Annotated in this window: 26 protein-coding genes and 1 pseudogene; 14 read left to right on the top strand and 13 right to left on the bottom strand. The window is 49.9% G+C overall.

The genetic code is table 11. The annotated features are described in order from the left end of the window. The first annotated feature begins 474 nt into the window (after positions 1-474). From ACYU8Y_RS12795 to ACYU8Y_RS12785, 3 genes are read left to right on the top strand one after another with little or no spacing between them, the layout of a single operon-like run. Positions 475-1,224, top strand: coding sequence for an acyl-[acyl-carrier-protein] thioesterase (locus ACYU8Y_RS12795; protein ID WP_460937721.1), 750 nt, complete (start codon positions 475-477; stop codon positions 1,222-1,224). A 23-nt stretch (positions 1,225-1,247) separates the two neighbouring features. Beyond that, positions 1,248-2,156 carry a 2-oxoadipate dioxygenase/decarboxylase family protein gene (locus ACYU8Y_RS12790; protein WP_460937719.1) on the top strand — a complete coding sequence of 303 codons (909 nt, stop codon included), beginning with the start codon at positions 1,248-1,250 and terminating at the stop codon, positions 2,154-2,156. 21 nt (positions 2,157-2,177) lie between these two features. Then, positions 2,178-3,017, top strand: a complete 840-nt coding sequence (locus ACYU8Y_RS12785) for a sugar phosphate isomerase/epimerase family protein (protein ID WP_460937717.1) — start codon at positions 2,178-2,180, stop codon at positions 3,015-3,017. A 39-nt stretch (positions 3,018-3,056) separates the two neighbouring features. Here ACYU8Y_RS12785 and ACYU8Y_RS12780 read toward each other — a convergent pair whose 3' ends face one another. The 7 genes from ACYU8Y_RS12780 to ACYU8Y_RS12750 all read right to left on the bottom strand — a co-directional run bounded on the left by ACYU8Y_RS12780 (position 3,057) and on the right by ACYU8Y_RS12750 (position 8,926). After that, the gene (locus ACYU8Y_RS12780; protein WP_460937715.1) at positions 3,057-4,301 is read right to left on the bottom strand and encodes an exo-beta-N-acetylmuramidase NamZ family protein; all 1,245 of its coding nucleotides are present in this window, start codon (positions 4,299-4,301) and stop codon (positions 3,057-3,059) included. Between the two features lie 72 nt (positions 4,302-4,373). Further along, a complete protein-coding gene (locus ACYU8Y_RS12775; protein WP_460937713.1) occupies positions 4,374-5,441 on the bottom strand; it encodes an aminotransferase class I/II-fold pyridoxal phosphate-dependent enzyme in 1,068 nt (355 codons plus the stop codon). After that, on the bottom strand, positions 5,438-6,460 hold the full coding sequence (locus tag ACYU8Y_RS12770; protein WP_460937711.1) for a dipeptide epimerase: 1,023 nt from the start codon (positions 6,458-6,460) through the stop codon (positions 5,438-5,440). The genes ACYU8Y_RS12775 and ACYU8Y_RS12770 overlap by 4 nt, the downstream gene beginning before the upstream one ends. A gap of 26 nt (positions 6,461-6,486) precedes the next feature. After that, positions 6,487-7,137, bottom strand: coding sequence for a response regulator (locus ACYU8Y_RS12765; RefSeq protein ID WP_460937709.1), 651 nt, complete (start codon positions 7,135-7,137; stop codon positions 6,487-6,489). A 123-nt stretch (positions 7,138-7,260) separates the two neighbouring features. Then, positions 7,261-8,073, bottom strand: a complete 813-nt coding sequence (locus ACYU8Y_RS12760) for a sensor histidine kinase (protein ID WP_460937707.1) — start codon at positions 8,071-8,073, stop codon at positions 7,261-7,263. Beyond that, positions 8,049-8,696 (bottom strand): hypothetical protein, encoded by a 648-nt coding sequence (locus tag ACYU8Y_RS12755; RefSeq protein ID WP_460937705.1) that lies wholly within the window; start codon positions 8,694-8,696, stop codon positions 8,049-8,051. The genes ACYU8Y_RS12760 and ACYU8Y_RS12755 overlap by 25 nt, the downstream gene beginning before the upstream one ends. Before the next feature lie 47 nt (positions 8,697-8,743). Next, positions 8,744-8,926: a hypothetical protein gene (locus ACYU8Y_RS12750; RefSeq protein ID WP_460937703.1), complete on the bottom strand. Its 183-nt coding sequence runs from the start codon at positions 8,924-8,926 to the stop codon at positions 8,744-8,746. 468 nt (positions 8,927-9,394) lie between these two features. Here ACYU8Y_RS12750 and ACYU8Y_RS12745 point away from each other — a divergent pair. Further along, a pseudogene (locus ACYU8Y_RS12745) lies at positions 9,395-9,635 on the top strand (phosphoribosylformylglycinamidine synthase I); the annotation flags it as partial. 123 nt (positions 9,636-9,758) lie between these two features. Here ACYU8Y_RS12745 and ACYU8Y_RS12740 read toward each other — a convergent pair. Together ACYU8Y_RS12740 and ACYU8Y_RS12735 are read right to left on the bottom strand one after the other, a co-directional pair. Beyond that, positions 9,759-10,850: an alkene reductase gene (locus ACYU8Y_RS12740; RefSeq protein ID WP_460937701.1), complete on the bottom strand. Its 1,092-nt coding sequence runs from the start codon at positions 10,848-10,850 to the stop codon at positions 9,759-9,761. Positions 10,851-10,945: 95 nt separating this feature from the next. Beyond that, the gene (locus ACYU8Y_RS12735; RefSeq protein WP_460937699.1) at positions 10,946-11,215 is read right to left on the bottom strand and encodes an ArsR/SmtB family transcription factor; all 270 of its coding nucleotides are present in this window, start codon (positions 11,213-11,215) and stop codon (positions 10,946-10,948) included. A gap of 274 nt (positions 11,216-11,489) precedes the next feature. Here ACYU8Y_RS12735 and ACYU8Y_RS12730 point away from each other — a divergent pair, with 274 nt between their 5' ends. Both ACYU8Y_RS12730 and ACYU8Y_RS12725 read left to right on the top strand, forming a co-directional pair. Continuing rightward, a complete protein-coding gene (locus ACYU8Y_RS12730; protein ID WP_460937697.1) occupies positions 11,490-12,059 on the top strand; it encodes a type 1 glutamine amidotransferase domain-containing protein in 570 nt (189 codons plus the stop codon). Positions 12,060-12,145: 86 nt separating this feature from the next. Further along, complete coding sequence (locus ACYU8Y_RS12725; RefSeq protein ID WP_460937695.1) at positions 12,146-12,673, top strand: hypothetical protein; 528 nt, start codon at positions 12,146-12,148, stop codon at positions 12,671-12,673. A gap of 21 nt (positions 12,674-12,694) precedes the next feature. On the opposite strand, the gene ACYU8Y_RS12720 is transcribed toward ACYU8Y_RS12725, so the two are convergent. Then, positions 12,695-14,476, bottom strand: a complete 1,782-nt coding sequence (locus ACYU8Y_RS12720) for an ABC transporter ATP-binding protein (protein ID WP_460937693.1) — start codon at positions 14,474-14,476, stop codon at positions 12,695-12,697. Between the two features lie 268 nt (positions 14,477-14,744). Between ACYU8Y_RS12720 and nusB the strand changes: the two genes are divergently transcribed. From nusB to ACYU8Y_RS12680, 8 genes are all read left to right on the top strand, one after another. Continuing rightward, positions 14,745-15,881, top strand: coding sequence for a transcription antitermination factor NusB (nusB, locus tag ACYU8Y_RS12715; protein ID WP_460939036.1), 1,137 nt, complete (start codon positions 14,745-14,747; stop codon positions 15,879-15,881). A 135-nt stretch (positions 15,882-16,016) separates the two neighbouring features. Continuing rightward, the gene (locus tag ACYU8Y_RS12710; RefSeq protein ID WP_460937691.1) at positions 16,017-16,319 is read left to right on the top strand and encodes a YtxH domain-containing protein; all 303 of its coding nucleotides are present in this window, start codon (positions 16,017-16,019) and stop codon (positions 16,317-16,319) included. A gap of 100 nt (positions 16,320-16,419) precedes the next feature. Next, positions 16,420-16,872, top strand: coding sequence for a DUF1573 domain-containing protein (locus ACYU8Y_RS12705; protein WP_460937689.1), 453 nt, complete (start codon positions 16,420-16,422; stop codon positions 16,870-16,872). Between the two features lie 12 nt (positions 16,873-16,884). After that, positions 16,885-17,208 carry a preprotein translocase subunit YajC gene (gene yajC, locus ACYU8Y_RS12700; protein ID WP_460937687.1) on the top strand — a complete coding sequence of 108 codons (324 nt, stop codon included), beginning with the start codon at positions 16,885-16,887 and terminating at the stop codon, positions 17,206-17,208. Between the two features lie 3 nt (positions 17,209-17,211). Next, complete coding sequence (locus tag ACYU8Y_RS12695; protein WP_460937685.1) at positions 17,212-17,901, top strand: hypothetical protein; 690 nt, start codon at positions 17,212-17,214, stop codon at positions 17,899-17,901. A gap of 112 nt (positions 17,902-18,013) precedes the next feature. After that, positions 18,014-18,622, top strand: a complete 609-nt coding sequence (coaE, locus tag ACYU8Y_RS12690) for a dephospho-CoA kinase (RefSeq protein WP_460937683.1) — start codon at positions 18,014-18,016, stop codon at positions 18,620-18,622. A gap of 51 nt (positions 18,623-18,673) precedes the next feature. Continuing rightward, positions 18,674-20,341: an amidase gene (locus ACYU8Y_RS12685; protein WP_460937681.1), complete on the top strand. Its 1,668-nt coding sequence runs from the start codon at positions 18,674-18,676 to the stop codon at positions 20,339-20,341. A gap of 73 nt (positions 20,342-20,414) precedes the next feature. Beyond that, positions 20,415-20,984 (top strand): DUF4136 domain-containing protein, encoded by a 570-nt coding sequence (locus ACYU8Y_RS12680; RefSeq protein ID WP_460937679.1) that lies wholly within the window; start codon positions 20,415-20,417, stop codon positions 20,982-20,984. Positions 20,985-21,081: 97 nt separating this feature from the next. On the opposite strand, the gene ACYU8Y_RS12675 is transcribed toward ACYU8Y_RS12680, so the two are convergent. The 3 genes from ACYU8Y_RS12675 to ACYU8Y_RS12665 all read right to left on the bottom strand — a co-directional run bounded on the left by ACYU8Y_RS12675 (position 21,082) and on the right by ACYU8Y_RS12665 (position 23,588). Next, a complete protein-coding gene (locus tag ACYU8Y_RS12675; protein ID WP_460937677.1) occupies positions 21,082-21,993 on the bottom strand; it encodes a nucleotidyltransferase family protein in 912 nt (303 codons plus the stop codon). Between the two features lie 459 nt (positions 21,994-22,452). Beyond that, positions 22,453-22,800 carry a hypothetical protein gene (locus ACYU8Y_RS12670; protein WP_460937675.1) on the bottom strand — a complete coding sequence of 116 codons (348 nt, stop codon included), beginning with the start codon at positions 22,798-22,800 and terminating at the stop codon, positions 22,453-22,455. A gap of 59 nt (positions 22,801-22,859) precedes the next feature. Next, positions 22,860-23,588, bottom strand: a complete 729-nt coding sequence (locus ACYU8Y_RS12665; RefSeq protein WP_460937673.1) for a carbon-nitrogen hydrolase family protein — start codon at positions 23,586-23,588, stop codon at positions 22,860-22,862. Positions 23,589-23,668: the final 80 nt, after the last annotated feature.

The following is a 23,668-nucleotide window of genomic DNA, read 5'->3' as shown; positions in this document are numbered from 1 at the left end:
ACGAAAAACAGAATTGCCGCAATACATAGTAGCAGCATAACGCTAAGGACTCTCATAGTTTTTTTTAAGTAATATTTGTGTAGCAGCTCTCATAAGCAGGCCAAGAAGTCAATGGCTCAACATTACTCAGGAGGTATAAACCTAATAGTAAAGAAAACTGCAGTTGTTTTAGGTGTACCATTTTCTACGAAGTCAGCTCTAGTAGATGACTAGGCAAGCAGGGATAGTTTAGTATGTTGCTAGCATCGCTGGTGAACTCGACTGGTGACTTCATGGTAGAAAATTAGCCTTTCGGTATGATGTAACCTATTTTTATATTCTTTGCAATTGTGCTCATAATCTCCCGGAGTGAAAAGAAGTTCAGCGCTTGCCTGCCTGAAATCACCATTTTATCGGACAAAATCACCCAAAAAGTTTCATCCAGCAGGGGCCAATGGATTAAACGATAGGTCAGATTCGTCGTAGCTTTACCGTATGGCTTTTATCCAGACAGACACCTTTACCCTGCGCGGTTACGAATGCGATGCCTTCGGGCGGATGAGCATTCCGGCACTGATGAATCTGATGCAGGAGTCGGCCAATCGCAACGCTATCGATTACGGGATCGGCATTGCCGATCTGGCCCGCCAGGGATTCGGCTGGATGCTGATGCGCTTCGGCCTGCGGATGCACCAGTACCCGCGCTATGGCCAGACAATTCAGTTGATGACCTACCCCACGACGGTTGAGAAGTATTTTATTCACCGTGATTTCCGCATCCTTGCCGAAGATGGAACCCTGCTGGCCGATGCCAGTAGTACATGGCTTGTCTTCAGCATGGCCAAGCGGAGTATGGTGCCGCTCCCTGATTTTATTCGAAGCCTGAGCCCACCAATCGACATTGATGCCTTACCTACCTTGCCCCTCAAGCCCGATTTTCAAACGGCTGCGTTTTCACCAACGGATACTAAACGGGTAGAGGTCGGTTGGTTGAGCATTGATCAGAATAAACACGTCAATAATGTGGCGTATGTGCAATGGCTGCTCGAAGCCGTTGATCCAGATGTGTTACAGACGCGGGAAATTGCCGAAATTGATTTAGTTTACCGCACCGAAAGCCATTGGCACGATTGGCTGGACATTCAGTCGACGGCTGAAACCGACTCGTCGCTACTGCACCGGATTGTCCAGACCGAATCGGGAAAGGATGTACTGCTGGCCAGAAGCCGGTGGCGGCCGAGTTAACGATAAACCCACAACTGAAAAACATGACGACTTCACCCACGACGACAACACTCGACGCTGTACTGGCTGGCTTGATGCGCCGATACAGTGAACGCGTTCCCGATGTGCAAAAAGTACTGGACGCCATGCTCGACGCGGGCGTTATTCAGTCACCAAATGAGGTCGAGAATGACCACATTGCCTTCCGGACACTGGGCGTACCAAATCTGGGCCTGGCTTCGTTCGAGAAGATATTCCTGCACCTTGGTTATGAACGACGCGACGAATACAACTTCGTGGAGAAGAAGTTGTTGGCCTACTGGTACAGTCCTCCTCGACCAGACTTGCCCCGCATTTTTGCCAGTGAACTGCGTGTCAATGAATTGTCGGCAGAAGCGCAGCGCATCATTCATCGCTACACGGACACAGTAACCAGCGACCCCGTTGATTCGCTGGATTTAACCGACGCCAGGGCAATCGATCAGTTTCTGCACCAGCCACTTTGGGAAACGCCTACTCTGGCCGACTACCAAACGCTGTTGCAAGAAAGCGAATACGCGGCCTGGGTCATCTACAATCGCTATTACCTAAACCACTTTACCATCAGCGTACACAACCTGAAACCCGGCTACAACACCATCGACGAGTTTGTGGCTTTTCTGCAGGAACGGGGTTTGCGGCTCAATTCGGCGGGCGGCATTATCAAAATCAGTCCGGACGGCGATCTGCGACAAGCCTCTACCGTGGCGCAGATGATCGATGCCGATTTCGCGGATGGTGCTACGTTTCATATTGCGGGTTCCTACGTCGAGTTTGCCGAACGGCGCGTGCTGCCCCCCTTCCGGCACCTTGCGGCCGATCAAATTACCCGCCAGCACCGGCGCGAAGGGTTTGAAACTGGCAATGCTGATAAGATTTTTGAAAGTACGTTCACCACCCAGACGGGTAAATAATTTATGGTAACCCTTCACTCCATGAATTCAAAATTTGGCGGCTTACTTGCCGGCCTGCTCCTGTGTGGTTGGGTTGCGCTGGCGCAAAAACCGGCCCCGGTGGGTTTACAATTGTATAGTTTTCGGACGCAATTTGCGAAAGATGTGCCAGGCACGATGGCGAAAGTAAAGGAAATGGGCTTTCGGGAAGCGGAGATTGCCGGTACGTATGGCCTGAGTTTGCCTGATTTCCGAAAATTACTGGATCAGAATGGTATCAAGGCCATCAGTACGGGGGCCAGCTATGAAGACCTGGACAATAACGTACCGAAGATTATTGCCGAAGCCAAAGCATTGGGCGCTAAATACGTGGTGTGCACCTGGATTCCTCACGCGGGTGATGCATTCACCATTTACGATGCCGACCGGGCCATCGACGTGTTTAATACCGCCGGCAAATTATTGGCTGAGAACGGGCTTACGTTCTGCTACCATAATCATGGGTACGAGTTCCAGACCTACAAAGACGGTACATTTTTCGATTATTTAGCCGAGAATCTGGACCCTAAATCCGTTAATTTCGAGATGGACGTTTTCTGGGTAAAAGCGCCCGGCTATGATCCCGTGGCTCTTTTACAGAAATACCACAAACGGTTTCTGCTGATGCACCTCAAAGACCGAAGACCCGGCACCCCCGATAGCAACAATGGCCATTCCGACGTTGAGTCAAACGTGACGCTTGGACAGGGCGATGTGGGTATTGCGGCTATCATGAAGCAAGCCAAAAAATCAGGCGTAAAGCACTTCTTCATCGAAGACGAATCGTCGCGTTCGATGGAGCAAATGCAACCCAGTCTGGCTTTTTTATCGGGACTGAAGTAATCAGAAAACGAGATTATTCGGATGCACACTCGAACGTCGCTACGGATAGAGCAAGTACTTCTTCCGTAGGGTTTTAAAATTGGAAAGACCTGGTTCCCAGCTTTTACGAATCTCCGCTTCCGATGCACCCGCAATGATTTGCTTTTTCAGGTTTTCTGTGCCAGCCAGTTTATCAAAATTATTTATCTGCTTGCTTTGGCTGGCATCAAAAAACCGCTCTTTATCAGGATAAGCCTTGTACAACTCCATCAACCAGGCCAAATTAAGTTGTTTACTTTTGCGAAGTTTGGCCGTGTCGTATTGGCGTAGATCGAGTCCGTAACAATCCATATCCTGGTGCAGCGGTGTTTCGCTCATCCCCTTCAGGCTGACCGGCCTGAATGAAAACGAGTATTTTCCTTTAAGTGCCGGTGCGCCCAGCACCGTAAACGGCATGTACGTTCCGCGCCCCTGGCTAATGATCGTCCCCTCGAACCAGCAAATACTGGGATAAAGCACTATGGATTGCTGCGTACTCAAATTTGGTGAGGGAAACACGGGCAACTCATAAGGCATGTCGTGGTTGTAATTCGCTACCTTAACGATATGCAGTTTGCACTGGGCCCGGTTGGGAAGCCATCCCTCCCCATTGATCAGTTGCGCAAACTCACCAATAGTCATGCCATGACTGATGGGAATACGATGCATGCCAATACCCGAATGCAGATGATCTTCCAGAATAGGGCCATCTACCAGATAGCCATTGGGGTTAGGCCGGTCCAGAATCATCAACTCCTTGCCATTTTCGGCACAGGCCTCCATAACGTGATCCAGCGTATTGATGTACGTGTAGAAACGGGCACCTACATCCTGAATGTCATAGATCAACAGGTCGACGTCGGCTAACTGCTCACGGGAGGGCTTCTTGTTTTTGCCGTATAAGGAGATGACCGGTATGCCGGTTTTAGCGTCCACCTCGTCGTTCACCTTCGCGCCATTGCTGGCATTTCCCCGGAAACCATGTTCAGGGCCGAAGACTTTTACGATCTTAACGCCCCTACTCAACAAACTATCGACACTGGGCCGAGTGCCAATAATAGACGTCTGATTGACAACTAGAGCCACCCGCTTCCCTTTTAGATACGGCAAATAGCGATCAACCTGATCCGCACCCGTCAGAATAGGGGCAGCTACCCGCCCATCCGTAATTAATGGCGTAACTACCTGAACTGTCGACAGCCCAAAGGCAATGATAAAGAGAGCTATCCACGGGGATGTAAGGAGGTTTTTAACAGGTCGATTCATGCAGTCAGTCTATTTTTTACAGCCAGAGTAAAGGGTATCTCAAATAATGACAAGCCAGTCGATTCCGGTAGGCTAACCAGAAATCGACTCTGCCAGGCGCTCAATATCAGCTACTTCGTGAAACGCACTGATCACGATACGGGTGTTGGCCCGGTCGGCCGACGTTGGGTAAGCAAAAGAGTAAATCAAGATATTTTTCTGAAGCAACTGCGCATATAACGCATCATGCTCCGTAAAAAATACGGGGTACCCAGTTGCCTGATGAAACAAATTGGTTGGCAGCAGCAATTGCTCCGCTAATTTTATATTCCGTTGAAGCCTTTCCTGCCCTTCAGCATATAAGCTATCCGCATGCAGAAAGGCATCCAGACAGGCGGGTGGCATTGGCGAGCAAGCACCGAAGAAGGCCGTCTCCCGAATAGATTTTATTGTATCTGCATCCCCAAAAACTACCCCCCCCGGCAGTCCCATGCCCTTCGCCAGCGATCCGGTACCTACAATACGAAGGAACGGGTGCTTATCGACGGATTCGTGGGGAATTGCGGGCCAGACTCCCCTCCCCCTGTTTAATACGCCCAAGCCGTGCGAATCATCAACGACAAGCGTGATTGGCCGATCGTCAGGCAACTGGTGGACCCAACCGAAATCATAGTAGTCGGAACAAACGGCATCCAGGGAGTTGACCAGAATAGCCACTGGTCCGGCGGGTAGCGCGTTCAGTTGGCCGGGCAGTTGAGCGGTCCAGTCAGCAAAAGATAGTTGCGGTATCGTAACCGTCGGAGCGTGCCAGAGCGCCGGATGCGCTTTGGGCGCGTATACAAACGTGTAGTCCTGACCTTGCAGCCAGTTGACAACAACCTGACCGGCCATCATTCCCGACGAGAGCGTCAGGGCCGATTCGGCGCCAATCCGGGTAGCCAATGTCGATTCCGCTTCTTCGTACACGCCGATGCGTACATTTCCGTTCCGGGAACTACCAAAAACGGTTCCGTATCGGCGCATGCTTTCCGCCATTAGCTGGTGAAAACCCGGATGCTGAGGTATGCCCAAATAAGCGGTTCCGCTAAAGAACAGGTATGCCTGACCATCGTGGTCTATCGTTCGGTTGGGGAGTTGGTCGATGTGAAAAATTGCACTCATTCGCTTATTAATAAATTGACCCCGGTGCCATTCTCCCGAGGGTAAACAACTTTGCCGTAATCGAAGGTGACCCCCGTAGCTGGGTCATTGGCAATGAGCATGGCTCCATCCAGGTCGGCATAATCCAGCAGGGGCAGCAGCTGCGCAATGGCTGAAATACCAACGCTCGATTCGGTCATACAGCCAACCATGACCCGTAAACCCAGTTCGCGCGCCCGGCTGATCATACGCCGGGCGGGGGTCAATCCGCCACATTTTGTCAGCTTGATGTTTACGCCATGAAAATAACCCGCACATCGGTCAACATCGCTTTCCACAATGCAGCTTTCATCAGCAATGATGGGCAAGGCACTCTGTTCGTACACCTGTTTGGCTCCCTCCCAATCGTCGGCGGGGAGTGGCTGCTCAATAAACTCAACACCCAGCGCCTTCAACGGGTCGGATTTAGCCACGGCGTCGGCCGCCGACCAGCCGCAGTTTGCATCCACACGAAAGACAGCATCGGTATGCCGACGCAAAGCCGCAACAAGCGTCAGGTCCATTTCGGGCCGTCCTAATTTGATTTTGTAAAGCGGCCAGGGGCGTTCCTGCATTTTCTCAACCATACGCTCGGGCGTATCCAGCCCAATCGTATAATCGGTCAATGGGCTGCTGGCTGGGTCCAGATTCCAGCGCTTATAAAGAGGTTGGTGCTGTTTTTTTGCCCACAAATCCCAGGCAGCCTGGTCGAGCGCACACAATGCAAACGGATTCTGCGCCAGATAGGGCTGCGTGGCCGCCCAGAAGTCAGCGGGGTTCCGTAAAGAATACGCTTCGACATGAGTTCGGATAGCATCAAGGGCCGCTACCATGCCATCAATGGTAATTCCATAATAGCGGGTGGCCGTAGCCTCGCCAAATCCACGGTACTCACCGTCCCGTAATTCAACGATCAGGGTTGGCTGAACGTCGCGGCTATCATGGGCGATGGTGAATGTATGATTCAGCCGAAGATCGACCCGGTGAAAGAGCAATTGCATGGCGTAAAGATAGGAGAAGGACGCGTCTATAAGGTAATCAACCCGTGACGAAGTCCTTCAATGACCATTCCTACGCGCGTTTTCACGTTCATTTTCTGAAAGATAATCTCCCGGTAGCCATCTACTGTACGCGGACTTACGCACATTCTATCGGCAATTTCTGTGTAGGTCAGTTCACTGCAGGCAATTTTCAGGAAGTCAAGTTCACGAGCGTTCAGGGTAAACGGCGGCTTAGGGTTGCTCTCGGCTGGAGCATTCAGATTTCGGATCAGTTGCGTTGTCAGAAATTCAGAGTAGTAGTAGCCTTTTGTCATGATCTCATCCAGTGCCAGACGAAACTCGGCCGGGCGACATCCTTTAAGCAGATACCCACGGGCTCCGTCGCGTATGATCCGGATAATATGCTCTTCACGATCATCCATCGAAAGCGCCAATACCCGTATGGCGGGGTACAACTGCCGCAGGTGAAGGGCCGTTTCGAAACCATCCATAACGGGCATGCTCAAATCCAGCAGTAGAATATCGGGCAACTGCGTACTGTTGGCCAGTTGGTCCAGTAAATCGCGCCCATTCTCGGCGACGAGTAATACATCATATTTCTCAAATTTTCGTATCATATCTGACAAAGCAGACGCTAATAAGGTATGATCGTCAGCAATGGCGATGAGTACAGACATGGGTTGGTTCGTATAAGCGTTATGGGCATCTGGGAATAGAAAGTTAAATCAATCTACACAATACTCAACTTTGGCTATTCTTAACTTTAAACATATGCCCGATAAGTTACTAAAGTTAGGCGTTTAATCCAGTTTAGCCTGGGAATAGGGAACCCGAATGTCAACACGTGTACCAGCACCGGGCTGGCTATTAATGACACAGGTTCCGCCCAGCAACCCTGCCCGGCGGTACAGGTTACTCAGCCCCGCCCCCGACTCGCTCAGTTGCCGGGCGCTAACTTCTGGCACACTGAATCCTCGCCCATCATCACGGATTGTCAGCGCGAAGCTGTCTACATTAAACTCAGTCAGCACATGCAAGTTCTTCGCTTTGGCGTGTTTGAGGGCATTGTTGAGAGCCTCCTGCGTCATTCGTAGCAGAACGATTTCCGTTTGCTCCCCCAGTGAACGGGGTTCTCCCAGGGTAGTCAACTCAGCCTGTATCCGCTTCGTGCGCTGAATTCGTTCCAATTCGAGGGTCAGACTGGGCAACAAACCAAACCGACGCACGGTATCGTGGTCGAGCGTTTTGGAAAGGGCACGAACGTCGGAAATAATGGTCTGCACCAACTCGCGGGTTTGTTGAACCTCTTCCTGCCTGGTCGGTTCAGCCACTTCGTCTTCGAGTTCGTTCAGTCGCATAACGACCACCGTGAGCAGTTGCCCGACATTGTCGTGCAGGTCGTTGCCTACCTGCTGAAGTGTTTGGTTCTGAATTTCGAGTTGCGACTGGAGCAGTTCGCGCTGGTAGAGGTTCTTGATCTGTTCTTTATCCTGCAGATAACGCAGATACTGGCGCTGGTGCATCATCACGAAGGCAATGGGCGCGCCCGTTATGAACAGTAAAAAGATCGTAGCGATGCTAACGATTTCTATTTCTCCGGTGAGGTTTTGCATCGCATACCAATAAAAAAGTAAACGCACATCACCAGGAAAACAACATTATGAATTTTCCAGACTATGCCAATATTGGCGTAGTTCCGACTAATCAGTGAGTTGTAGGTCAGGAAAATGAAGAAATTGCTGGTGTAATACGTGAAGATACCGTTGACGTACCAGAAATTCCTAACCGTCAATATATTTTCCTTTGGTTGCCCGGCTAGTTGCTGTCCGTAATAAAACAGGCAGGCGATCGTAATCAATAAACTAACTCCCCCAAACGATATACTGTTGAAGTCAGCTACCGTACTCGATGCCTGTAGCGTATAGATCAAATTCAGCTGGTATAAAGCAACAAGGCCCAGAATAAACCATGCCCATTTACGGGATGCGTAAAGTCTGGAAAAATAGAGCGACAGGATGTAGTAAGCCCAGGCAAAATTCAGAGAATAGGCAAACAGGTTATCTTTTTCTAATTCATTCAAAACGTTGGCGTAGCCATTAAAAAAAAGTTGGCCACCCAGGTAGTACACAATATAATCCCTCCCCTGCCGACGCATCGTGGTCAGAACCAGGACGAGCAATAGCAAAGGAGGGATCGTATCAAAATAATTGATGGCTTTTGAAACCACTGGCCACATCCGTGCAGAGGAATAAATAGTGAGCAGACAGAACCCGCAACCGCCGGTTAATCGCAGCCGGGAGGCCGGGGGCAACCATCGATTTCGCCCGTTGTTAATTCACCCGCGTTGCCTTCGCAGTAGGCGGTTATGAAAGCCGGAAACGAGTCCCCATTCTTATGGCCAAACTTAAGTCTGACAACAACATTTCCTTCATCAGGATCACCCGATTCATCAATTAACTGAATCATTTCTGATTTTTTGAATACAAATTCCAACATAGCCGCAACGTTAAAATAGAGTGAAGGCAACAAGTTTCAGCAAAGGTATGCAGGTAGATGGAATCAATGTTTCCATACCGGAGCATAAGGCACAATTTAAGGTTAATTATCAACCTTTTATCCAGTATCCGTTAACTTTTATTTACTAGTGGGGGGAAATCTCCCGTATCAAGTACCGTATTTTTCCCGCCTTATATTGGTGTATTCTCCCCTACACTAAAATTGATTTATCCATCATATTTGTAGAGTTAATTCTATCCTCACTCATATCCATCGCCTTCCCAAAGATTGTAAGACCGCCGGGCACTAACCCGGCGGTTTGTTTTTAAGAGCTCCTATCCTCGTATCGTACAGACGATCAGTCTGTTCGTTAGCGCTGAATTGAACAGAAGACGACTATTGGAATCGTAGATGTAGTGATTGTCCTCTATGTATTACATCGCCCAAGGCGATGGCCGGTACTTTGCCGATGCGCTTAGATCACTCAATGACCGGGTGTTCTTCCGCTATGGCGACGCAACGGAAGAAGCTAACCCGAATAGCAGCCTGAGAAATATCGCGGGGGTCACCAACAGGCGCAAAAACGTATTTGGTATGATGCCCCACTGCCGATTCGGCCCTTGGCAACGTAAACGGGCGACTTATTTCAGCGCAAACCTTAAAGGCAGTTCTGGTCTAGGTTCGGCATCAATACAGCATCAAGGCAAAAACTAGTCTATCGAAAACGCGAATCGGTTATACCAATATACCCGCCTGATAAGTCAGACGGGTATATCGACACTACATCAAACTGGATTAAGGGTTATGCTTTTGCTTCTTCCAGCACCGGATAATCAGTATAGCCTTTTTCACCGGGTGTGTAGAACGTTTCAAAATCGGGTTGATTGAGCTCGGCACCGGTTTTCAATCGCTCGACGAGATCGGGGTTAGCGATGAAAGGGCGGCCAAAGGCCACTAAATCTGCTTTACCACTTGTCAGATCAGCTTCAGCCCGTTCGGCATCGTAGCCTCCGCTTAACATCAGCGTACCCGTATAGTTCTCACGAATAGCTTCGACAATAGCCGGATCAACCGCTGGTGCGCCCATCGATTCGTGATCGACGAGGTGGATATAGACCACATGATCAGACAGTTTCTCCGCCAGGTGATGATAAATCTTGTCGTCGTCTGGCGAGTAAGGCATGTCATTGAACACGCCATAAGGTGACAGCCGGATGCCCGTCTTCTCTTTTCCAATGGCCTGAGCTATCTGCTCGGCAACCTCAAGGGCAAAGCGAGCGTTATTCTCGGCCGAACCACCGTACTCATCGGTCCGCTGGTTAGTTGTCGAACGCAGGAACTGCTCGACCAGATACCCGTTGGCACCGTGAATTTCTACGCCGTCGAAACCAGCGTCAATGGCATTTTTGGCAGCCTGCACAAATTCCTGTACCGTTTGCTTGACCTCATCGGTTGTCAGGGCACGGGGCGTTGGGTGATCTAGCATGCCATCGGTATCGGTATAAATTTGCCCGGCGGCAGCAATAGCCGAAGGAGCAATAACCTCGCCCCCTTCGTGCATATTAACAGGGTGACCAACCCGGCCCGAGTGCATTAACTGAGCGAAAATTTTACCTCCCTTTGCATGAACGCCATCGGTAACGTTTTTCCAGCCAGCCACCTGGTCTGCGGTATACAAACCCGGCACGCGGGCATATCCATTGCCATTGGGCGATGGCGCAATTCCTTCTGTTATGATCAAACCAGCCGATGCTCGCTGCGCGTAATAGGTTGCCATAATAGGCGTTACGGCATGATCGACTGTAGCGCGGTTACGGGTCATGGGCGCCATGACGATGTGGTTCTGAAGTGTCAGCTTGCCAAGGCTAGCTTCTGAAAAAAGTTTTTGTGCCATCTGTTACTATCCCTGAAGATACGGATTCAATGTGTCTTATTTGGGCAGAAAACGCTTTGATATATTTAAAGGTTTGAATGTTTTTGATTAAATTTTTACGTCAGCTCTGCCAGGAAGGTCGACAATTGACGCACTTTCTCTTTGTTCAGGCGCAAATGCACATTGCGTCCTTCTTTAACTGCGCAGACCAACTCGCTCTCGGTCAGCAGCCGGACATGGTGCGACACGCAAGGCTGCGATAAACCCGTTAGCTCCTGAATATCAGAGGGTGTCATGCTCTCTCGCTGGGCTAATTCCAGTATGATCGAGAGCCGGTACTTGTCGGCCATAGCCCCCGTGGCTTTCTCACATGATTTAGAATCCATAGTACAAACGTAACAAAAACGACGGGTTGACGTACTGTTTGGTCAGGTTAAATGCTTGACTGACTCCCCTACTATACAAGCCACGCGAAGACCCGCTGAGCCTGGCACTCAGGTAGAAACGATGTTCTCACCTCCGCAATCCATCCAGCATAAATAAAGCTACGTCGATTATCGATAGCGTGTTCCATGCGCATAACCTTAGGGGTGTTTTCGCAGTTGATAGCTTATCAGGTTTACTCGAAAAGACCTGCCACGACTAAATTCTCAACGTATTATGGAAACGCAGCAACGATTGCAGGGAAAGAAGGTAGCGATTCTGCTAACCGATGGATTTGAACAGGTCGAAATGACCGAACCACGCAAGGCGCTCCAGGACGCAGGGGCTACTACGCACCTCATTTCACCGAAAGGCGGTGAGGTTAAAGGATGGGACGAAACCGACTGGGGCGACAGCTTCCCGGTCGATCTACCCCTGGCTGGCGCTGACCCCAACCAATATGATGCCCTGCTATTACCCGGTGGCGTCATGAACCCGGACACACTCCGGACAGAGCCTAAAGCTGTGCAATTTGTCCGGCATTTCTTTGAATCGCAGAAGCCCGTGGCGGCCATTTGCCATGCGCCAATTATGCTCATTGAAGCCGATGTCGTTCGCGGCCGGAAATTAACGTCGTACCCATCCATCCAGACGGATTTGAAGAACGCTGGTGCCAACTGGGTAGATGAAGAAGTGGTAACCGACCAAGGGTTAGTAACTAGTCGCAAGCCCGATGACATACCGGCTTTCAATCGAAAAATGATTGAAGAAATTAAAGAAGGCAAACACAGAGGGCAACACGCCTAAAAAATAAAAAATGCCGATCCAGCAGGGTCGGCATTTTTTATGCTATGTTAGAAACTTTAATCACCAGATAACGCAATTAAAGAAGTATGTTGAGGGTTTTATTCGACGAACACGGAAGCGGCTCCAAGGACTTATTTATTAAAATCGACGGAACACCAACGCATGTCTGGATTGCAGACTCAACATGGTTGGATGCTTTCTTCAATACCGACGAAAACGTCCCATGGAGTGATGAGGACATATGGAGTGATGAGGATATAATGAAGGCTAAGAAAACGAATGTCTCTTTGTTGATCAGGTTATGGCAAAAAATGCTACTCTCCGATCAGCCTGTTTGTTATCTACCTGTATGTTTAGCAGACCAGAGTGGTGGTGCATTAGAGATTACTAAGAACAAAAAATTATATCACATTGCCATAGTTGGGTCAAGGGATATAACAGACGGCATAACGGAAGCTTATTATCGTCAAAAACAATACACTACTTCATGGCATTCTTCAGGCAGAATGCAACCAGAATTTGAGTGGGATTTAGCGCCCTCTTCTATACTAACAGGGCTAAACTGGAGTTTGGCTCAATTAGAGCAACCCATTATTCCACTACGATACCAGTAAGTTCAAATCTTACTATCCGCCCTAAGCCTCCTCCGTCTGCAACTGCTTCTCGTACAGTTCGCGGTAGGCACCATTCCGGGAGATCAGGTCGTCGTGGGTGCCCTGTTCGATGATCGTCCCTTCATCGAGCATGATGATGAAGTCAGCCAGTTTTGCCGACGATACCCGGTGTGAAATGACCACCGAGGTACGGTCGGCCATGATGCGCTGAAGGTTATTGAGAATAATGTTCTCCGTATTCGTGTCCACCGCCGACAGGCAGTCGTCCAGAATCAGGATTTTGGGGTCGCGGGCAATGGCGCGGGCAATGCTCAACCGCTGCTTCTGTCCACCCGATAAGGTAACGCCACGCTCACCAACGCGCGTATCGAACTGTTCGGGAAACTCCAGTACGTTCTGGTATAAATCAGCATCACGAATGGCCTGCTCAACGCGCTCCTGCGGCAGTTCCGGTTTACCGAAACGAACGTTGTTGCTGATCGTTTCGGAGAACAGAAATACATCCTGGGGCACGTAGCCCATCTGCTCCCGCAACGACGTCAGATTATAGTCTTTAATCGGGATACCATCCACCAGAATTTCGCCGGAGGTCACGTCATACATACGGGTCAGCAGGTTCGCCAGTGTGCTCTTGCCCGATCCGGTCGTCCCCAGAATGGCCACCGTTTCGCCCGCCCGAACGTGCATCGAAAAATCCTTGATAGCTACGATACCCGAATCGGGGTAAACGAAGCGGACATTTTTGAACTCAATTGCCCCGTTGATCGTACGCTGAACATCTTTTTGCGAGACGATATCCGTTTTGATGTTCAGAAACTCGTTGATGCGCTCCTGCGAGGCAGCCGCCCGCTGGGTCTGGCTGGTAGTCCAGCCGAGGGCCATGACGGGCCAGGTCAGCATATTCACGTACAGGATGAATTCAGTTATGTTGCCCGGAGTGAGTCGCCCGGCCAGAATTTCCTGCCCCCCGACAAAAATAACCAGCACGTTGCTCAACCCAACCAGAATGGCAACGATGGGGAAAAACAGGGAGTCGACCCGTGTCAGGCTCAATGACTTGTTCCGGTATTCATCACTTTCGATCTCGAACTTGGCCGCGGAGTTGGTTTCCTGCACAAACGCTTTCAGAACGCGAATACCCGAAAAAGCTTCCTGCACGTAGGTCGAAAGCCGCGACAGGGAGCGCTGAATTTCTTCTGACCGTTGAATGATAATGTTGTTTACAATATAAATAGCAATCGACAAAACCGGCAACGGCAACAGCACATACAGCGATAAACGAGCGTTGATGCTAACCATGTACGTAATGACCAGAATGAACAACACAATCAGGTTCAGGCCATACATGATACTCGGCCCAACGTACATCCGAACCTTGCTGACATCCTCCGAAATACGAGCCATCAAATCGCCGGTATTGTGCTGGCGATAGAAACTCAGCGGCAACGTCTGGTAATGATTGTAAATCTCGTTTTTCAGGTCGTACTCGACGTGTCTGGACATCACAATGAGCGTCTGACGCACCAGAAACAGGAAAAATCCTTTCAACAGGGCCAGCACAAGTGTCATTACGCCAAACAGCAAAATACTGAAGGTAAACACTTCGTAGAGAGACGATTGCAGAGGAGACTTATCGTAGAGGTAATAGACGTCCAGCGTTTCCCGAACCAGATCGAGGGCGTAGCGGACCAGTTGCGCCGGAAAAATACCAAACAGATTGGAGATAACCGTAAACAGCGTCCCCAGAATCAGGTACCATTTATACTTGACGAGGTATTTATTGAGGTAAGAAAGTGATTTCACAGTACAGCCAAACAGCGTTTCATTCGTAACCGCCCCCATCGGCGAAAAGTTGCAGGAATCTGATCGGGAAAAGGAGCCGGGCTTAGGTAGCCGAAACACCGTGGTACGGGCAACATAACCCACTCATCACCACAGGCTTTTTACAGCATGGCTTGCCTTTTCCCCGAATAAACCGTACTTTTGCACCCAATTCAAGAAGTTCTTTTCTTACTGGTAGCAATTAGACTTAGGCGGGATGCTCAATCGGCGACTACTCCGAATCAAGGTCATGCAGGCGTTGTACGCGCTTCGGCAGGCCGAATTTTCCAATCAACAACTAGCCATTGATGGCATAAATGATCTCTTCCAACCCGACCTGAACTCGATGCTGCCGCAGAACAAGCGGCAACTCGAAGGCTACCGAAAACTTGCCGGTCTGCTGTTCGAAGAGGCCGTAAAAACCAATCAATCTGCTCAGGACGACGATGCACCCCGAAACGTGCTCAAAGCCGCCAACGACGGATTTGTTTTCTACCAGATACGTACCCGAAAAGATCGCCAGCACCTTGCCCAGATGATGATCAAGCAGGTCAACGGCATCTACGATGATTACTTGCGGGTGATGCTGCTCCTCGTTGAACTCGGCCACACGGCCCAACTGGATAGCGAACGTCAATACCGTGATGTCGATGAAGTAGCCTTTCCATTCGAATCAACTTTGGGCGATAATCGGGTGATAAAGGCCCTGGCCGAACACCAGCCGCTGACCAACGAAGCCGTTCGCCACGGAATTTCCTGGGTCGACGATCAGCCCTTTATTCGCAAAGCCCTTCGCGAAGCGCTCAAAACCGACGATACATACCGCGCCTACTGCGAACAACGGACCCATACGGCCGACGAAGATCAGGCTTTGGTACAACACGTGCTGCGGACCCTGATATTCAAGCACGAGGTTATCCGGGATCATCTGGCGGAAATTGATCTGAGCTGGACCGAGAACAGCGAAGTGGTGCGGGGATTGGCCATTCGCACCTTAAAATCCGCGCAGAGCCCAACGGGTCTTAAGCTCGAACCACTCACCGATGATTGGGAGGAAGACGAATTATTTCTCAATACCCTGTTCGAGCAATCGATTGAAAACGACGCGGAGTATGAGCAGTTACTGGCCGACCAGCTTCAAAACTGGGACGTTGAACGGGTCGCTATTATCGATAAAATTATTCTAAAATTAGCCGTTTGCGAGTTGCTCAGTTTCCCAAACATTCCGGTCAAAGTAACGATTAATGAATATATCGAGTTGGCAAAGGCATACAGTACGCCTAAAAGCGGTAAATTTGTCAATGGAATACTCGATAACCTGTCCGAGAAGTTAGTAGCCTCGGGCCGTCTGCGTAAAAGTGGACGCGGGTTGTTGGACAATAAATAAAAGAGTTTGTGGTTTACGGTTTGTGCGGTTCTCCGCCGGAATTTATAGCTTGTCGCCCCGGTGGCTGACCGCCCTAAACCCGTAAACTCATAAACCACAAATCCTGGCGGGGAACCGCACAAACCTTCTGAAAAAATGAGCAGAACTGGACGTGATTTAACCTTTTTGCTGACCGGTATTGCCGCCGGCTCTCTTGTTGGCTTATTGTATGCGCCTGATAAGGGCAAGATTACCCGCGATCGGCTCTCGTTCCGACTATCGAAGTACAGAGAGCAAATTAATCAGTTGCTCGATGATTTGAGCAACTCAGTAGAGCCACTCGAAAATTCGTCGAAAAACGAAGGCCAGCGCGTTGTCAATGATGCCCGCGAAAAGGCCGAACGCTTATTGGAAGATGTTGATAAGTTAATGGCCCAGATTAAGCAGCAAAATGCCTAATTTCGGTTCATGAAATTCAGTTTACGGCAGGCCGCTGCGCTCGTTTAAGGCAACAGCCTGCCATGAGCTGAATCAGTAGTCCCAAAACCTCAAACCAGAAATGTACCTCAAAAATTGGCTGGTGGTGGTAGCCCTAGCCGGAATCAGTTTCGGGCAGCTTAGCTGCGATAATCGTAAGCAGGGCGAGACCTCTAAGGAAACGGCCCTGGCCAAGATGCCTAAAATTACATTTGCAGAAAAAGGCATCTACGATTTCGGAACGCTCACTCAGGGCGATACGGTTGAACACACCTTCGCGTTTACCAATACGGGAGAATTTCCGCTGATTATTAACAATGTTACCGCATCCTGCGGCTGCACTACCCCCGACTGGCCCAGGGAACCAGTAGCGCCCGGCTCCCAATCGTCGGTGCGGGTCCGGTTCAATAGCCGTGGCAAAATGGGTGAACAGAATAAAACCATCACCATCTTTGCCAATACAGAACCGGCTATGACCGATCTGCAATTCAAAGCGCTGGTAAAACCGAAAGGTGATTCTACCAAAACATCGTAAACTACCTACCTTATGCTGACTATTCTCTTACAGGCCGCTGCTGGCTCCAATACGTCAATGATTTATAATGTGCTCCTCTGGGTAGCCATCATTGGAGTATTTTACTTCTTCATGATCCGTCCGCAACAGAAAAAGCAGAAAGATCAGAAGAGCTTTGTCGACAATCTTAAAAAAGGAGACAGCGTCGTGACGATCGGTGGCCTGCATGGCCGGATCGCGTCGGTAGAAGGAACGACGGTTACGCTTGAAGTGGATCGGGGCGTTAAAATGACGTTTGAAAAGAGCTCTATCTCCCGTGAAGCAACAGTGAAACCGGTTGAAGCTGAGAAGCAATAACGTGTGAATACCGCTCAAAACGTCCGCTCGTTTCAACCCACCAAAGCCCTGCTTTGCCTGGGGGCCGCTGCGCTATTCTGGTTTCTGAATGCCCTCAACAAACCGGGTTATACCCTCAATGTAGAGTACCCGATTCGATTTGTGTACGACGACTCCCTGTTCATACCTACCTCGCCCCTTCCCCACTCGGTTCGGGTCAATGTGTCGAGCGATGGCTGGGGGTTGCTGCGCCATTCGTGGTTGCCGTTCCGGGTCGATCCCGTTGATTATATCGTAGAAAATCCTTTACGGGCTACCGTTATCAACACGTCTTCGCTGGCAGCCGCACTGGCCGAACAGGTAAAAAAACTTCATGTTAACTACGTCGTTGCCGATACACTCGCGATGAGTTTCGATCGGCGCATGACCAAAACGATTCGCCTGGTCCCCGACAGCCTGCACCTGAATCTGGCTCCCCGGTTTATGGTGTCGAGCGTTATAAACATGACACCCCGCACCATAGACATCGATGGCCCGGCGAAGCTGGTTCGGGGCCTTCCCGATACGTTGTGGGTGAAGATTCCGCGCAAACGAATCTCGGATAACTACGACGAGGAGATTCCACTGAATCAACTCCGCCACCCGCTTCTTCACACCAGTGCTGACCGGGTAGCCGTTAGCTTTGAAGTCGGCGAATTGTTATCACCTCAATAAACGAGCGAAAGAATGAAAGAGTGTCTTGCCAGATTATGGCAGACAGACCGCTCTTTCACCGCTACGGCGGACCGTTCTTTCACCGCTACGGCGGACCGTTCTTTCACTCTTTATGAAAACACCTCTCCAGATTGGCGTAACGGGTGGCATTGGCTCGGGCAAGAGTGTTGTTTGTGCTGTGTTTGCGGCAATGGGCATTCCGGTTTATGCTGCCGACGAACGAGCAAAGTGGCTAACCGAACATGACCCAATCCTGAAAGCGGATATTCAGCGGGTTCTCGGGCCGAACGCCTATGATCCTACGGGACGGTACAATCGGTCGTGGGTGGCCTCTCAAGTCTTTTCAGACCCCGCTTTGCTAACGGCGCTCAACTCGGTCATTCACCCGAGAGTGCTCGCAGACACGGCAGCCTGGGTTAATGAACAGGCCGATAAACCGTATGTTGTCAAAGAAGCCGCCCTGATGAAAGCCGCTGGCTCGGGAAATTCTCTTGATAAAGTGATTGTCGTACAGGCACCCGTTGCCCTTCGTATCGAGCGTATTCGCAAGCGTGACCCGCAACGTTCTGAAGCGGAAATTCAACAGATCATTGACCGGCAGATCGGTGATGCAGAACGCTTGCAGCTAGCAGACTACGTGATCGAAAACGATGAAAGTCAGTTACTGCTGCCACAGATAATTCGCCTTCACAACGATTTTTTGCAACAAGCATCCAATTAATCTTCTTTCCGCTGTAATTTGGCTAATGACTTCGTCAATTAACCAAATTAAATGAAACGGATCCTTCTCGTACTTGCTGCCTGTGCCAGCAGCTTTTTACTCGGTGCCTTTGTCACCAACGACGACCCAAAAAAACCCATAACTGCCGACATGGTGGCGGTAGCATCGAGGCTATTCGACCTGGAGTTTACCGCTGCGGAGCGCGATTCGATGCTCGACAATCTGAATAATGCCCGCACGAACTACGAAGCGCTGCGCAAAATTGATTTGCCCAACGACGTAGCACCCGCCCTGTATTTCAATCCACTGCCGGCAGGTTTCCCGATGCCAACCGGTCCATCGTCGTTCAAGGCATCTTCTCCCGGAAAGGTTACTCTCCCCGCCAATCGTGATGAACTGGCCTTTTACACCGTCGGGCAGTTGGGTGAACTGATTCGCACGAAGCAGATTTCATCCGTCGAACTGACCAAGTTTTTCCTGAATCGCCTTAAAACGTTTGATCCTACCTTACACTGCGTCATCACGTTAACCGAGGAACTGGCTTTAAGCCAGGCCAAACGAGCCGATGATGAATTGAAAGCCGGTCGCTACAGAGGACCTCTCCACGGCATTCCGTACGGAGCGAAAGATCTGCTGGCGAAAAAAGGATACAAGACAACCTGGGGCGCCACTCCCTACAAAGACCAGACGCTCGACCTCGACGCAACGGTTGTTCAGCGGCTCGAAAAAGCAGGAGCCGTACTCTGCGGCAAAATGACCCTCGGTGCCCTGGCGATGGGCGATGTCTGGTATGGTGGCATGACGCGGAATCCGTGGAGCACCACAGCGGGTTCCAGCGGCTCGTCGGCGGGGTCGGCATCCAGTGTATCAGCGGGGCTGTTGCCGTTTGCCATTGGCACCGAAACCCTGGGCTCGATTGTTTCCCCATCGACCGTTTGCGGGACAACGGGCTTACGGCCAACCTTTGGCCGGGTGAGTCGGCACGGAGCGATGGCACTGAGCTGGAGCATGGATAAGATTGGTCCTATCACGCGGTCGGTGGAGGACTGCGCGCTGGTTTTCAACGCTATTTATGGACCCGATGGACATGACCCTACCGTTATGGCAGCACCCTTTCACTACGCTCCACTCACTACGCTCAAAGGCGTGCGCGTCGGCTATGTAAAAAAAGCATTTGACAGCAATTACCCCAACCGGGCGAACGACTCGCTCACGCTTCAAACGCTCCGTACATTAGGAGCCGAACTCGTGCCGTTTGATTTACCAACGGGCGTACCGGCGGGGAAAATATCCTTTCTGTTGTCTGTCGAAGCCGCAGCCTCGTTCGATGAGTTGACCCGATCGGGCCGCGACGATTTGCTGGTACGGCAGGGAAAAGGTGCCTGGCCGAATGCCTTCCGGTCGGCGCGTTTTGTTCCGGCAGTGGAGTATATTCAGGCCAATCGGGCCCGTACCAAGCTTATCAATGAGATGGCTGCCCAACTGAAATCGGCCAACGTCGATGTGTATGTATCGCCAGCATATGCAGGTGGCAACCTTACGCTAACCAACCTCACGGGTCATCCATGCGTGGTGCTGCCCAACGGCTTTACCAAACAGAACTTGCCTACCAGCATCACGTTTATGGGTCAGTTGTTCGAAGAAGGCAAAGTACTGGCAGTGGCAAAAGCGTATCAGGATGCTACGGAATGGCACAAAAAGCACCCGACTCTTCAGTAGTCACTTCCCTCACAAAATTAAACCAGCAGCCTACAAATACGTTAGTAGAGTAGAACAAAAAACTCTCTACGTTATGAAGCGATTACTGAGTATAGTCACTTTTTTAGCCCTGATTTATGGGTGTGCCCCCCGCGTAATTGTCGATCAGAACAGCCGGGTTGATTTTAACAAATACAAAACGTTCACCTGGATGGACAGCGATGTCAAAGCTGGAGAAAACCCCTTGTATTACAATCAGATAGCCACCGAGAGTGTCGAAAACACAATGAGTAACGTCTTGCAGCAGAAAGGCTTAAAGGAAACGAAAACCAAGCCCGATTTGCTGATAGGCTACCATTTCTTTGTTGAAAACAAGACTCAAACGGTGGCAACTCCCTCTCCGGTCTATGGCCCCTACATGGGTTGGGGTCGGTGGGGTTACGGCGGCTGGGGACCCGGCTGGTGGGGCTACGGTGGCCCACAGTATACCCAGCAGCAGTATGAGGCTGGTACGCTGGTTGTCGATATGGTCGATGCCCGTACCCGTAAACTGGTCTGGCGCGGTTCTGTCCAGAATGCCGTTGGCGACCCATCGCGAATTGCGGCTCAATTGCAAAAAGAAGCCGAGCGAATTATAGAGAAGTTTCCTGAGCGTACCAGCTAACCATTAACTCTATTAAACCTAAAATACCCCAATAACGCGTTATTGGGGTATTTTTATTGATTGATGACGCAAGACTAAACGCTTATACCACTATTAGTTACCACAGTTTATCTGGGTAAGCACCTTCGTCGTGTAGTTCTTTTAGAGCAGCCTGTACGACGGGCTTGTCTTCGGGATAGGTTACACCAAACCAGGCCGATTGACTCCGGAATACTTTACAGTGGCCCGTATCCGTCTGAATCAGGTTCGACATGACGGTTGGAATATAGAATTCAGCTTTGGGCGAATTAATGTTCGCAATCGCATAACTTTCGAACTGGTGCTGTACCAACGGAAACACGCTTGGTTTAAACCCCCAGAAGTTCATGGATACAGGTGTGTTGGGCTCCAGTGGCGTCAGGTTACCACCCTCTTCAAAGACAATCTTCTTATCGGCTGACCCATTTTCCTGTTCGTAAATTTTGGTGCGCTCGATCACCGAAATCAGGTTGCCATTCTCGGCTACTTCGCACACCCCCCGGGATACCGAACCATTCTCCGACAGGGTATTTTTCACTTCGTAACCCACCATGGCGTGCAGTTGGTCATCCGTGTCGGTTGTCAAAAAGTTACTGATCAACTGGAAAGCTTCGAGACCGTAAAAATCGTCGGCGTTGATGACTGCAAAGGGTGTGTGTGTGTGATTTTTGGCGCACAGCATGGCATGTCCCGTTCCCCAGGGCTTTGTCCGGTTAACTTCGCCCAATTCTTCCGGCACATACGAGTTGAGCGACTGAATAGCATAATCGACCTCTAGTTTACCCGCCAGCTTTCCGGCGAACACCTCTTCGAAATCCTGTCGAAGCTCTTCGCGTATAATAAATACTACCTTGCCAAATCCAGCTCGTATAGCATCGAAAAGGGAATAATCTATAATCGTTTCGCCATTCGGCCCGAATTGGTCAAGTTGTTTGACACCACCGTAACGGCTGCCCATACCGGCCGCTAAAATCAAAAGGGTAGGTTGCATTTCAGTTATCACCGGAACGCCGGTGCGTTAAACAGTTATCAATGGTCAGTTGCCGCAAACATGGCCGCCAAAATTAAAAAAAGGCTATGGGCTTTGCTATTTAAAGTAACATTTAGGTCTATTTATCCCTAACAATATACAATTTCAAACAACTATCCTGATGATTATAAGCCAAGCAATAGTTGCCCTAGCAAACAATCAATGTGCGTTGATCATCTACTGTCAATAACCTAATCACTCGGTTAGTTTGCGGGAGAACTGTTCATAAACGATGCCTACTCGCCCCAATGCCGAAGCAGCCTTAGGCTTCGAATCGAGGGAGGCAATTCTAGCTATACTGGACAACGCGATGAATGATTCCCAGGAGTAGGGCGGGGTAATCGCCTACGATCTAAGTTTACCTGGTGCACCGTATATTGAGTAAGGCCTGAATTTGGCGCGTCGGGCTGATTGGGTGCCTCATTGCCCCTGAATGGCCATGAGGGATAAGTAATAGTTCTTGTCACCTGCGAAAAAACCGACTTGTTTGTCACTCTGATAATACGTACCGCTGAATTTAACCTTCAGACCATTCTTTTGGTATTCAGTAGCCAAGTTGCAGGTGTACCCAAGATCATGAGAATCAAAGCTATTAGGAACCTGAATATAGTAGCTGCTTTGCGTGGAATCGTAATAAACCACACCGCTTACGTTTTTCACCTGTTTAACCAAAGCGCCAGCCTTGTCGCAACGTGGAGATAAGGCTTCTGTTTTACAGGAGCCTATGGCCAACAATAAGCTTAGAAGTGGGAGTAATCCGGATCGCATACTATAGTTCTTTGCCAATGTGATTCCCTATTTGCCGGAATAGTTGGAATTAGGGGCGATCACAATCGTTGCTCAAGTACGGCTTCTGTTTCTGAGTCGAAAATTAGTAGCCCCTCGCCTACATCGTCAAGTTGTTTCGCCAACGTACCGCTTTTTGTCCAGATGGCACTTTGCCCGGCACTGACAAAGTCGTCGCAACTACCCACACAATTGCTCATTAGAACGGGCATGGAAAATTGGGTGGCCTGTGCGGAATAATGGGCCATTGCTTTGGCAATACCCGGCTGTGATTTAGCTACGCTGGCTACATACATCCCAGCCCCAAGTTTGTAGGCATTCCGGGCATGGTCAGTTTGCAAACTTTCATAACATATGGCCGGTGCAATGTTGGTATCGCCAACGGTGAGGATAAGTTGCTTTTGTCCAGGAATAAAATAGGGTAGCTCGTCGGCGTGTAGCTGCTGTTTTGAATACGTTTGCCTTGGTTGGCCAGCCTGAAAGAAAATCATGCTGAGATGAATACCAGCACTACTCCGAATGGGCATCCCCAGCCCAATCGTGAGTTTATGAGCGTCGCTTAGCATTTGAAAGCCATCAAACCGGGCGTCATCCGGGGTTGTGGCTAAATCTTCTGCCAGTTTGGGTTCGTAGCCAGTCAGCGATAGTTCAGGAAAAAACAAGGCGTCAACCTTATGAGCAATCGCTAGCTGAATGGCCTGCTTATGTAATTCAATATTAGCGGCAACACGTCCTTTAAATGGCTTTATTTGGGCTACTGCAATTTTCATTGGGTTGCTAATTTACATTTCCCCTGAACTCAAAAGTAACTAATGGCTTCGTGAGCACCAGGATATCGTACGGATACGAG

This window comes from Spirosoma humi, from assembly GCF_054776575.1.
The sequence above is the reverse complement of the archived record's forward strand: the minus strand, read 5'-3'. Positions and strand labels throughout refer to the sequence as shown.

Excerpts from the sequence above, each read along its gene's own strand:
- ACYU8Y_RS12710 (WP_460937691.1), top strand. The coding sequence starts at position 16,017 with ATGAGCAGAACTGGACGTGATTTAACCTTTTTGCTGACCGGTATTGCC.
- ACYU8Y_RS12750 (WP_460937703.1), bottom strand. The coding sequence starts at position 8,926 with ATGATTCAGTTAATTGATGAATCGGGTGATCCTGATGAAGGAAATGTT.
- coaE (WP_460937683.1), top strand. The coding sequence starts at position 18,014 with ATGAAAACACCTCTCCAGATTGGCGTAACGGGTGGCATTGGCTCGGGC.
- ACYU8Y_RS12780 (WP_460937715.1), bottom strand. The coding sequence starts at position 4,301 with ATGAATCGACCTGTTAAAAACCTCCTTACATCCCCGTGGATAGCTCTC.
- ACYU8Y_RS12675 (WP_460937677.1), bottom strand. The coding sequence starts at position 21,993 with ATGCAACCTACCCTTTTGATTTTAGCGGCCGGTATGGGCAGCCGTTAC.
- ACYU8Y_RS12755 (WP_460937705.1), bottom strand. The coding sequence starts at position 8,696 with ATGTGGCCAGTGGTTTCAAAAGCCATCAATTATTTTGATACGATCCCT.
- ACYU8Y_RS12670 (WP_460937675.1), bottom strand. The coding sequence starts at position 22,800 with ATGCGATCCGGATTACTCCCACTTCTAAGCTTATTGTTGGCCATAGGC.
- yajC (WP_460937687.1), top strand. The coding sequence starts at position 16,885 with ATGCTGACTATTCTCTTACAGGCCGCTGCTGGCTCCAATACGTCAATG.
- ACYU8Y_RS12770 (WP_460937711.1), bottom strand. The coding sequence starts at position 6,460 with ATGCAATTGCTCTTTCACCGGGTCGATCTTCGGCTGAATCATACATTC.
- ACYU8Y_RS12735 (WP_460937699.1), bottom strand. The coding sequence starts at position 11,215 with ATGGATTCTAAATCATGTGAGAAAGCCACGGGGGCTATGGCCGACAAG.
- ACYU8Y_RS12760 (WP_460937707.1), bottom strand. The coding sequence starts at position 8,073 with ATGCAAAACCTCACCGGAGAAATAGAAATCGTTAGCATCGCTACGATC.
- ACYU8Y_RS12765 (WP_460937709.1), bottom strand. The coding sequence starts at position 7,137 with ATGTCTGTACTCATCGCCATTGCTGACGATCATACCTTATTAGCGTCT.
- ACYU8Y_RS12740 (WP_460937701.1), bottom strand. The coding sequence starts at position 10,850 with ATGGCACAAAAACTTTTTTCAGAAGCTAGCCTTGGCAAGCTGACACTT.
- ACYU8Y_RS12795 (WP_460937721.1), top strand. The coding sequence starts at position 475 with ATGGCTTTTATCCAGACAGACACCTTTACCCTGCGCGGTTACGAATGC.
- ACYU8Y_RS12685 (WP_460937681.1), top strand. The coding sequence starts at position 18,674 with ATGAAACGGATCCTTCTCGTACTTGCTGCCTGTGCCAGCAGCTTTTTA.
- ACYU8Y_RS12705 (WP_460937689.1), top strand. The coding sequence starts at position 16,420 with ATGTACCTCAAAAATTGGCTGGTGGTGGTAGCCCTAGCCGGAATCAGT.
- ACYU8Y_RS12775 (WP_460937713.1), bottom strand. The coding sequence starts at position 5,441 with ATGAGTGCAATTTTTCACATCGACCAACTCCCCAACCGAACGATAGAC.
- ACYU8Y_RS12665 (WP_460937673.1), bottom strand. The coding sequence starts at position 23,588 with ATGAAAATTGCAGTAGCCCAAATAAAGCCATTTAAAGGACGTGTTGCC.
- ACYU8Y_RS12680 (WP_460937679.1), top strand. The coding sequence starts at position 20,415 with ATGAAGCGATTACTGAGTATAGTCACTTTTTTAGCCCTGATTTATGGG.
- ACYU8Y_RS12730 (WP_460937697.1), top strand. The coding sequence starts at position 11,490 with ATGGAAACGCAGCAACGATTGCAGGGAAAGAAGGTAGCGATTCTGCTA.
- ACYU8Y_RS12790 (WP_460937719.1), top strand. The coding sequence starts at position 1,248 with ATGACGACTTCACCCACGACGACAACACTCGACGCTGTACTGGCTGGC.
- ACYU8Y_RS12785 (WP_460937717.1), top strand. The coding sequence starts at position 2,178 with ATGAATTCAAAATTTGGCGGCTTACTTGCCGGCCTGCTCCTGTGTGGT.
- nusB (WP_460939036.1), top strand. The coding sequence starts at position 14,745 with ATGCAGGCGTTGTACGCGCTTCGGCAGGCCGAATTTTCCAATCAACAA.
- ACYU8Y_RS12725 (WP_460937695.1), top strand. The coding sequence starts at position 12,146 with ATGTTGAGGGTTTTATTCGACGAACACGGAAGCGGCTCCAAGGACTTA.